We start from the raw sequence: 8,401 nt of genomic DNA on the forward strand, positions 1-8,401 counted from the left end.
TCACGTCGCGGACGAACGCCGATGGCAGCGTGGTGCGCTACGTCGCTGTGGCGCACAACCGCCGGGTGGACGGCAAGATCAAGCCTGATGTGCTGATGAATCTGGGCCGTGTCGACCAGGTTGACGTGGAAGGGCTGCGTCGGCTCGCGGCGTCGATCAACAAGCACTTCGGCGGAGACGGGTATGGCGCGGGGGCGGAAGCGGGCCTGGCCGCCGGGGCGGCGTCCCTGGAAGTCGTCGACTCCCGCTCGATCGGAGCGGTGTGGCTGCTGGACGGGCTGTGGCGGCGCCTCGATGTCGGCTCGGCCGTGCGCGCCGCGGCAGACGCGCGCCGGTTCACCACGAACATGGAACGAGTGCTGTTCGCGCTGGTCGCCAGCCGGGCGGTGGCGCCGATGAGCAAGCTGTCGGCTGCCGAGTGGGTCTGCGAGGACACCGTCATCTGCGGCCTGGCCGCGATGGATGACGACCATGCCTACCGTGCGATGGACCTGCTCGTCGACGCCGACACCTGCGGCCGGGTGCAGGAAGCGGTGTTCTTCGCCGTGGCCAACCTGCTCAACCTCGAGGTCGACCTGCTGTTCTTCGACACCACCAGCACCTACTTCGAACGCGACACCGAAGACGACGGCGCCGACGGGTTCCGCCGGTTCGGGCACTCCAAGGACCACCGCGGCGATCTACCCCAGATCGTCATCGGCCTGGCCGTGACGAAGGAAGGCATCCCCGTGCGGTGCTGGTGCTGGCCCGGCAACTCAAGCGACCAGCAGGTCCTGGCCGAGGTCCGCGACGACATGCGCGACTGGAAACTCGGCCGCGTCATCACCGTGGTCGACCGCGGGTTCTCTAGCGCCGACAACCTGGCCTATCTGCGCCGCGCCGGTGGGCACTACATCGCCGGGATGCGCATGCGCGACGGCAACCCCCTGGTCGAGCAGGTCCTGGCCCGCCAGGGCCGCTACCAGCAGGTCCGCGACAACCTACGCGTCAAGGACGTGCGCATCGACGGCACCGACGTGCGGTTCGTCATCTGCCACAACCCCGACCAGGCACAACGTGACAAGCAGCAGCGCGACGACGCGATCGCCCGCGTCGAAGCCGAGCTGGCGCGCATCCGTGATCAGCGCGAACGCGACGCCAAACGCCCACCCGGCGACAGGACCCGCCAGCGCAACGAGGCCGCGCACGCACGTGCCGAGTGCGCCCTGCGCGACCACCCCACCCTGGGCCGGTGGCTCGTCCAACAGCCCAACGGCCGCCCCAAGGTCAAGGCTGAGGAACGCCTCGACGGCAAGTACCTCATCGCCACCTCCGACCCGGCGATCAGCGCCGAGGACACCGCCCTGGGCTACAAGAACCTCCTCGAGGCCGAACGCGGATTCCGTGACCTCAAGTCGCAGCTGCTGCTACGGCCGGTGTTCCACCGCCTCGAGCACCGCATCCGCGCCCACGTCCTCATCTGCTGGCTGGCCCTGCTACTGGTCCGCGTCGCCGAACGCGCCACCGGTGAGACTTGGCGAAACATCAACCGGCAACTCGGGCGAATCAGCCAGGTCACCCTCGCCGGGCCTGCCGGCACCATCGTGCAGACCACCCCGCCGCGACCCGAACACAAGGCCATCTACCAGGCACTTCCCGTCCAACCGCCGGCCCGGGTAACCGCGTTCGACCCCCGCTAGTCAAGACCAGACAGCGGAGCGAGCGCGTAGGCACACGACCCTTCGCCGACGCACGTCAATCTTCGCTGCTCCGCACCCAGATTCCGATGATCGTTTAACTACAAGCTGCGGAACCCGGGCGCCTCGGCGACCCAGAATCCTGCGGGCTGGTTGAAGCTGTGTCGCTCGGTGCGCTGGACCGCCGCGATCAGATCGGCGAAGTGAGCGTCGAATCCGTGGCCACCTCGCAGGTGGTCACGGTAGGCGTCGCGTTCAGCCGGTGCGGTCGCGGCGAGCCGTTCATCGGCGACCAGCACGCTCGGCCCATCGCGGTGCTGGACGAGCGCCGGGGTGTCGCCGAGGACGAGCAGGTCGATGACGTCGGCGTCCCACCGGGCGAGGGTGGCGGTGCTGTAGGGGCTGTCGCCGGGTTTGAGGCCGTGGGTGTCGCGGACCTCGGCGATCGCCTCGGCAGGAGCGCGTCGAGTGCGGTGCCGTGTCCGGGTAGCCGGACGGCCAGGGCCGCGCCGAGCGTGCGGGCGTACCAGCCGCCGTCGCGGGGTTGCGGCCCTTGGTAGGTGTGTAGCCAGGAGGTCGCGCCGTCGAGGACGGCGGCGGCGCCGTCGACTACGACGTACTGGTCCTGGTTGGTGGGGCGGTCACCGCGCAGGGTGGCCGCCGAGCAGATCCAATGCATGTTCTTGTCGCCGATCCTTGAGTTGGGAGGGGTTCAGTAGCCGCCGGCCGGGACTTCGGCGGTGGTGGGGTGTTCGCCGCGCTCGCGGGCGGCGTGGTCGTCGAGGATGGCCTCGGTGGCGGTGGCGCCGAACCGGGTGGCGCCGGCCTCGTGCAGCGTCAGGAGGGTGTCCAGGGTGCGGACGCCGCCGGCTGCCTTGACCTTGATAGGCGGGGAGACGGCGGCGCGCATCAGCCGGATGTCGGCGAGGGTGGCGCCGCCCGGGGCGAACCCGGTGCTGGTCTTCACGAAGTGGGCGCCGGCCTGTTCGGCCAGGCGGCAGCCGGTGATCTTCTCGTCGTCGGTCAGGTAGGCGTTCTCCAGGATGACCTTGACGATGCGGCCCTGCGCGGCGGCGACGACCGCGGCGATGTCGTCGTGCACGTACGCGGTGTCGCCGCTGCGCAGCCGCCCGATGTGCAGCACCATGTCGACTTCGTCCGCGCCGGCCTCGACCAGCTCGCGGGTCTCGGCGACCTTGATCGTGGTACGGGTGTCGCCGTGCGGGAATCCGGCGACGGTGCCGACGAGCACGCCGGTGCCGGAGAGCTCGGCCTTGGCGATGCCGACGTCGGACGGGCGTACGCAGACCGAGGCGACCTGCCGGCTGCCGGCGATCTCGCAACCACGCCGGACGTCGTCGGTGGTCAGTTCGGGGCGCAGCAGTGAGTGGTCGATCATCTTGGCGATGTTCATCGGGTGTCTCCTGTTTCGGGCGGCTGCACATCGAAGGTGACGTGCAGGTCGTAGCGTTCGCCGACGTAGCGGCTGATGGTGTACTCCAGCGGTGCCGAGTGCTGGTCGACGATCAGGCGGGTCTCGACCAGCAGCGGCTCGTCGGCGGGCACGTGCAGGTGCTCGGCGTCGGCTCCGGCGCGCTGAGCGGTCAGCCGGGACGAGCCGAGGGTCGGGCGTAGTCCCCTGTCGTGCAGGGCACGATGCAGTGAACCGGTTTCCAGGTCGAGGTCGAGAAGGGCGCTCAGGTGTGCCGGGAAACAGGCGTACTCGACGGCCAGCGGAACGTCATCGGCGAGCCGCACACGTACGATCGAGACCACCCGCGGCGACGTGGCGGTCAGCTGCAGGGCCGCCGCCTCAGCGGCGGCCGCCGTCCGCACCTCGGCCTCGAGTAGATGCGACGAGGGCGCACGGCCCCAACTGCGGACCTGATCCTGAAAGCTCATCAGCGTTCCCGCCGCGCGCGGCTGCGGCCGCTGCCGGACAAAGGTCCCCCGGCCCTGGATCCGCTCGATGAGACCATCGTCTTCCAGCGCGTTGAGAGCCGCCCGGATGGTCATCCTCGCGACCCCGAACTCCTCCGCGAGCAACGACTCAGCGGGGACGACATCGCCTGGCCTCGCCCGAGCAAGCCGCGCGCGCAGCTCCCGCTCGATCCGCACGTACAGCGGCGTCTTCGCCATCACTCCTCCAGGTTGTCTAGACGACCTAGATCATGACACGTGAGTGCGCGAACCTCCAACAGCTGCAGACGCGCACCGTCGGATGCACCTGCACGTACGGCAGTGGCTCCGGCCGGTCCAGCTGCCCGACCACGAGGCAGGCAGCGGCTCCGGCCACGGGTGCACCACGGCGGCGCCGCGGCGCTCCGCCAGACGCAGCGGCGACAGCATCCCGCCGAGCTCGTGCCGCTGTTCAAGGTTGAGCGGGTGGGTGTGGCCCTCTGGCGATGTCAGATATCGCAACTGTCGGAATGGGCAGACTGGGGAGAGCCCTCAGTGTGGCCCGGATTGGTGCGCAGGTTCCACGCAAGCACGAGCATCAACCCGCAGTAGACGCTTCGCCAACTCGGGCGTCACCGTCAGCTGATCGACCCGGGGTGGCAAGTGGTGAGGTTCGTGCGGCTGTCACACGTGTGCCTCGGCTTGGGCTGGAGATTGTCGGGTCATCGTGAAGCGTTGGAGTTGGGGGATGAGCGCGGTGATCAGCCCTACTCCGGCGAGGCAGGTGAGTCCGCCGATGATGAGAGCCGCGCCGCCGGAGGCTCCGGTGGCGATCAGGCCGGCGCGGAGGCCGCCGACGTGTGGTCCGGCGGCGCCGACGATGTGTTCCAGGGAGGCGACTCGCCCACGGTGAGACTCTGGCGTCGATGATTGCACGATCGTGCCGCGTGACACGACGGACCATGTGTCGGCGGCGCCGGCGAGAGCGATCAGGGCGAGGACGACGGGGAGTTGGCTACTCAGGCCAACTCCGGCCAGCGATGCCCCCCATACGGCGGCGCAGGCCAGGAGTACGAGGCCGGGGCGGTTGCGTTGGGTGATCAGCCCCGACAGTGCGGATGCGAGTACGCCGCCGACGGCGAGCGCTGAGGTGAGCAGGCCGAGGATCTCCGGCGATCCGCCGAATTTTTCCTGGTTGATGACGGGGAATAGGGCTACCGGCATGGCCAGCACGGTCGCGGCCAGGTCCACGAGGAACGCGCCCCGCACAGCTGGCGTGCGGGCCGCGAAGCTGATCCCTTCCCAGACCGCGGCAGCGCCGGCTCGTCCCGCCCCCTCGGGTTGACTCGTCGTCGGCAGTCCGGCGAGCCCGATCAGCGCAGCCACGAACGTGACGGCGTCGATGGCGAAGCAGACGGAGGTCCCCCATTGTGCGGTGAGGACACCCGCGATCGCCGGGCCGAGCAGCACAGCGATCTAAAAGGACAGGTGGTCGAGGGCCAGCCCTGCGGCGAGACGATCGGGGGGAAGGAGCCGGGGAACGAAGGCTCGCCGGGCCGGCGTGCCCAACGCGGAGAGGCTCGACGCGACGGCGACCAAGCCGAACATAGCCCACACCCCGTCACCGGGCCACAAGGCGACCGCAGTCATGAGCAGACTGGTGATGATCAGGCCGGCGGTGGTGGCGATGGCCAGCCGTCGTCGGTCGACGTGATCGACGAAGGCGCTGCCGAGCAGCGCGAACGTGATCAGCGGGGCGGCGGTGAACAAGCCGATGAGCCCGACCATCAGAGGGTTGTGGGTGCGGTCCCAGACGTAGAAGGTGGCGGCGAAGACCCCCAGTTGGCTGCCGAAGCCGGAGGCGGTGGTGCCCAGCCAGAGACGGCGGAAGGTGCGGTGCTCCCGCAGGGGACGAACGTCGACCAGGGCGTTGAGGAGACTCACCGGAGGTCTCCCTTGAGGGCTCTGGTCAGGTTGTCGTCGAGCCGCTGCTTGAACGAGCGTCTGGCGAAAGCGTCGTTGATGTCTTTGACGACCTGGGTAAGCGGGTATGGGACCTCGGCCTCCAGTTCCCGCACGGTCGCCTCGGTCGCCCGCCACTCCGCTTGAAGGAGCGGTAGAAGTTCGCGTCCTCGTTGGCTGAGCTGGACGCGGCGGGTCCGGCCGTCACTGCTCTCGGCGCTGTCGACGAACCCGGCGGCGCATTGCGGCGGCCGTCTGACTCATCGCCGAATGGGTCACCTCGACGGCGGTCGCCAGCTCTTGAATCGTCATCGACCCGTGTCGGCCCAACTGAATCAGCGGACCCACGAAACGGTTACGCAATCCGGTTATGCCGGCGTCGTCGTACAACGAGGCGATGTCCTGATCCATCGCGTTCAGCATCTGCCACAGGGGGCGCCAGTGGCTGCTGTCGAGGAGGTCCTGGTTGTCGGTTTGTTTCACAGTTTCGTTGTTCGGCGGCTGATGTCTGCGGCAGAGCTTGTCCAGTCGCCGGCGCTGGCGCGTTGCCAGGCCGCGGCGCTGGAGATGTGTATTCCGAGCATGCGCGCCAGGCCAGGACCCCCGATATGGGCTGGGTGCGGTGCGTCCTGGTCCTCTTCTCGGGGCGGGAACTCCTTTGGCTGCTGACGTTCGGCGGTCAGGGAGGCCACGGTGAAGTGCTGCGGGGTGGCCGTGGCGATGCCGCGGGGGTATAGCCGGGTGCCTACTTCGTCGAGCGATCAGTCAGTGAATACGGGAACTCTTCCGGCTCTACCCGGTGCCGTCTCATCCGGAGACGACATGTCGGGGCTGGGCCCACCGTCGGTCGATCGGTTCGGGAGAGGGCGGAGCCGCCGTAGTACTCCGAGTCCGGGAGAGCCGGTCACATGGGCAAGGGCGGCAGCGAGATCGCATGGGAGGTACTGCAATGCCCGAAGACACGGTGGTGGATATCGCCGTCACGTGGCCGACCCCGGAAGTGGCCTGGGCACGGGTACGGGGGATGCAGATCAAACTGCACCGTTGGCGGTGGCCGACCACGGTCGCCGGTTTGACGATGTCTACAACTTCGTCAGCGACCCGGCCACGCTGGTCGTGGCGTTGCAACGGGTCGCCGGGAATGCCGGAGCCCGCACTGCTGGCGTGGACGGGGGTCACCGCTGTCCACGTGAGCATGGCCGGGCCCGAGGCGTTCCTGGACCACGTCCGCTCCCTGCTGAAGACCGGCACGTTCCGGCCGCTACCAGTGCGGGAGAAGATGATCCCCAAGACCGGCGGGAAACTGCGCCGTCTGGGGATACCTACCATCACGGACCGAGTGGTCCAGGCAGCGCTGAAGTTGGTCTTGGAGCCCATCTTCGAGGCGGATTTTCAGCCGTGCTCGTATGGGTTCCGGCCGAACCGGCGCGCGCACGACGCGATCGCCGAGATCCATCATCTGGCCATCCGGTTACCGGTGGGTGCTGGACGCGGATATCGAGGCGTGCTTCGACCGTATCGACCACCCGGCCCTGATGGACCGGGTCCGAGCGCGGGTGAAGGACAAGCGGGTGCTCACGCTGGTGAAGGCGTTCCTCAAAGCCGGGATCATGACCGAGCTCGGTGAGCGGAACGAGACCACGTCCGGCACACCCCAAGGAGGGATCCTCTCACCTCTACTGGCCAACATCGCGCTGTCGGTGCTCGACGAGTTCTTCGCCGAGCAATGGGCGGCAGCCGGCACCGGCCAGCGACGCAGGCAACGACGCGCCAAAGGGCTGGCGACGTGGCAGTTGGTCCGCTACGCCGACGACTTCCTCGTCCTGGTCCACGGCACTCAGGAACACGTCGAGGAACTGCGTGACCAGGTGAGTACGGTCTTGGCGACGATGGGCTTGCGCCTGTCGCAGTCCAAGACCAGGATCGCCCACCTTGCCGACGGGGTCGACTTCCTCGGGTTCCGCATCGTGTGGCAGCGGAAACGAGGAACGAGCAAGTGGCATGTCTACACGTTCATCGCCGACAAGCCCGTCCAGGCGCTGAAACGGAAGATCAAGTCACTGACCCGCCCGGTTGTCGCACCTGAGCTACCGGGAAACGCTGGTGAGGATCAACTACATCCAGCGTGGATGGGCCTGCCAACTACTTCAAGCACGCGGTTGCGAAGCACACCTTCTCCCACCTGCAGAACTTCGTCTGGTGGCGAGTGATCAACTGGGTGATGCGCCGCAACCGCATGACCTGGAGAGCCATCCAGCGATGGCTACGCACCCCGCAAGGGTGGCAACCCATCGCGTTCGACGGGGTCGAACTGTTCAAGATGGCGAAGGTCCCCGTGACCCGATACCGCTATCGCGGCAGCAAGATCCCGAACCTCTGGCAGCCCACAACGGCAAGCCCGACACCAACGGCATGATCTCGTGGAGAGCCCGGTGCGGTGAGAGTCGCACGCCGGGTTCGGCGGGCGGGTCCGGGAAACGGACCTGGAGCAATCCAGGCACCGCGCCCGGGCCCGACCCAACACCCTCGGATGGCTGGTGCGTAACCGGCGGCTGGCCCGGGACTACGAGCGGTTGACCACCAACTCCGAAGCAATGATCAAGATAGCGATGATTCGACTCATGACGATACGTTTGGCCGGCCAAGCGATCCGCTGGGCCAACGCCACCGAACGCGAAGCCGCCCGACGCATCAACGCTGAACGACTTCTCGCCGCGTAGCCACCCGGTTACCCGACAGCCTCTCAGAGGACGGGCCCAGGGCCCCGCGCTAGGGCGTGTCTTGTGGATCTTCGGGGATGGGTTCGGTAGATAGATTCCCGTGTCGCGACGTCATGAGTTGACCGATGACGAGTGGGCGCTGCT

8 protein-coding genes and 3 pseudogenes are annotated in these 8,401 nt (G+C 67.9%); 5 read left to right on the forward strand and 6 right to left on the reverse strand.

Translation table 11 applies throughout. From position 1 onward, the window contains the following. A partial coding sequence (locus AB0873_RS31000) for an IS1634 family transposase (protein ID WP_366604224.1) occupies window positions 1-1,679 on the forward strand: 1,679 nt, incomplete at its 5' end. Between the two features lie 98 nt (window positions 1,680-1,777). Here AB0873_RS31000 and AB0873_RS31005 read toward each other — a convergent pair. The 6 genes and pseudogenes from AB0873_RS31005 to AB0873_RS31030 all read right to left on the reverse strand — a co-directional run bounded on the left by AB0873_RS31005 (window position 1,778) and on the right by AB0873_RS31030 (window position 6,020). Continuing rightward, window positions 1,778-1,975 (reverse strand): hypothetical protein, encoded by a 198-nt coding sequence (locus AB0873_RS31005; protein ID WP_366604226.1) that lies wholly within the window; start codon window positions 1,973-1,975, stop codon window positions 1,778-1,780. 413 nt (window positions 1,976-2,388) lie between these two features. After that, window positions 2,389-3,090 (reverse strand): deoxyribose-phosphate aldolase, encoded by a 702-nt coding sequence (gene deoC / locus AB0873_RS31010; protein ID WP_366604227.1) that lies wholly within the window; start codon window positions 3,088-3,090, stop codon window positions 2,389-2,391. Further along, a complete protein-coding gene (locus tag AB0873_RS31015; protein ID WP_366604228.1) occupies window positions 3,087-3,815 on the reverse strand; it encodes a GntR family transcriptional regulator in 729 nt (242 codons plus the stop codon). The genes deoC and AB0873_RS31015 overlap by 4 nt, the downstream gene beginning before the upstream one ends. A 444-nt stretch (window positions 3,816-4,259) precedes the next feature. Further along, a pseudogene (locus AB0873_RS31020) lies at window positions 4,260-5,519 on the reverse strand (MFS transporter). Further along, on the reverse strand, window positions 5,516-5,653 hold the full coding sequence (locus AB0873_RS31025; RefSeq protein ID WP_366604229.1) for a hypothetical protein: 138 nt from the start codon (window positions 5,651-5,653) through the stop codon (window positions 5,516-5,518). Before AB0873_RS31025 ends, AB0873_RS31020 begins: the two are co-directional and overlap by 4 nt. Window positions 5,654-5,741: 88 nt before the next feature. Continuing rightward, window positions 5,742-6,020: a hypothetical protein gene (locus AB0873_RS31030; protein WP_366604231.1), complete on the reverse strand. Its 279-nt coding sequence runs from the start codon at window positions 6,018-6,020 to the stop codon at window positions 5,742-5,744. Window positions 6,021-6,816: 796 nt separating this feature from the next. On the opposite strand from AB0873_RS31030, the pseudogene AB0873_RS31035 reads away from it, so the two are divergent. The 4 genes and pseudogenes from AB0873_RS31035 to AB0873_RS31050 all read left to right on the forward strand — a co-directional run. Continuing rightward, window positions 6,817-6,987, forward strand: a pseudogene (locus tag AB0873_RS31035) (reverse transcriptase domain-containing protein); the annotation flags it as partial. Window positions 6,988-7,018: 31 nt separating this feature from the next. Beyond that, window positions 7,019-7,747, forward strand: a complete 729-nt coding sequence (locus AB0873_RS31040; RefSeq protein ID WP_366604233.1) for a reverse transcriptase domain-containing protein — start codon at window positions 7,019-7,021, stop codon at window positions 7,745-7,747. Then, window positions 7,663-7,953, forward strand: a complete 291-nt coding sequence (locus AB0873_RS31045; RefSeq protein ID WP_366604234.1) for a group II intron maturase-specific domain-containing protein — start codon at window positions 7,663-7,665, stop codon at window positions 7,951-7,953. The genes AB0873_RS31040 and AB0873_RS31045 overlap by 85 nt, the downstream gene beginning before the upstream one ends. Window positions 7,954-8,062: 109 nt before the next feature. After that, window positions 8,063-8,257 (forward strand): annotated as a pseudogene (locus AB0873_RS31050) (hypothetical protein); the annotation flags it as partial. Window positions 8,258-8,401: the final 144 nt, after the last annotated feature.

This window comes from Micromonospora sp. NPDC047707, from assembly GCF_040704235.1.
GTDB lineage: Bacteria > Actinomycetota > Actinomycetes > Mycobacteriales > Micromonosporaceae > Micromonospora.

Excerpts from the sequence above, each read along its gene's own strand:
- deoC (WP_366604227.1), bottom strand. The coding sequence starts at position 3,090 with ATGAACATCGCCAAGATGATCGACCACTCACTGCTGCGCCCCGAACTG.
- AB0873_RS31015 (WP_366604228.1), bottom strand. The coding sequence starts at position 3,815 with ATGGCGAAGACGCCGCTGTACGTGCGGATCGAGCGGGAGCTGCGCGCG.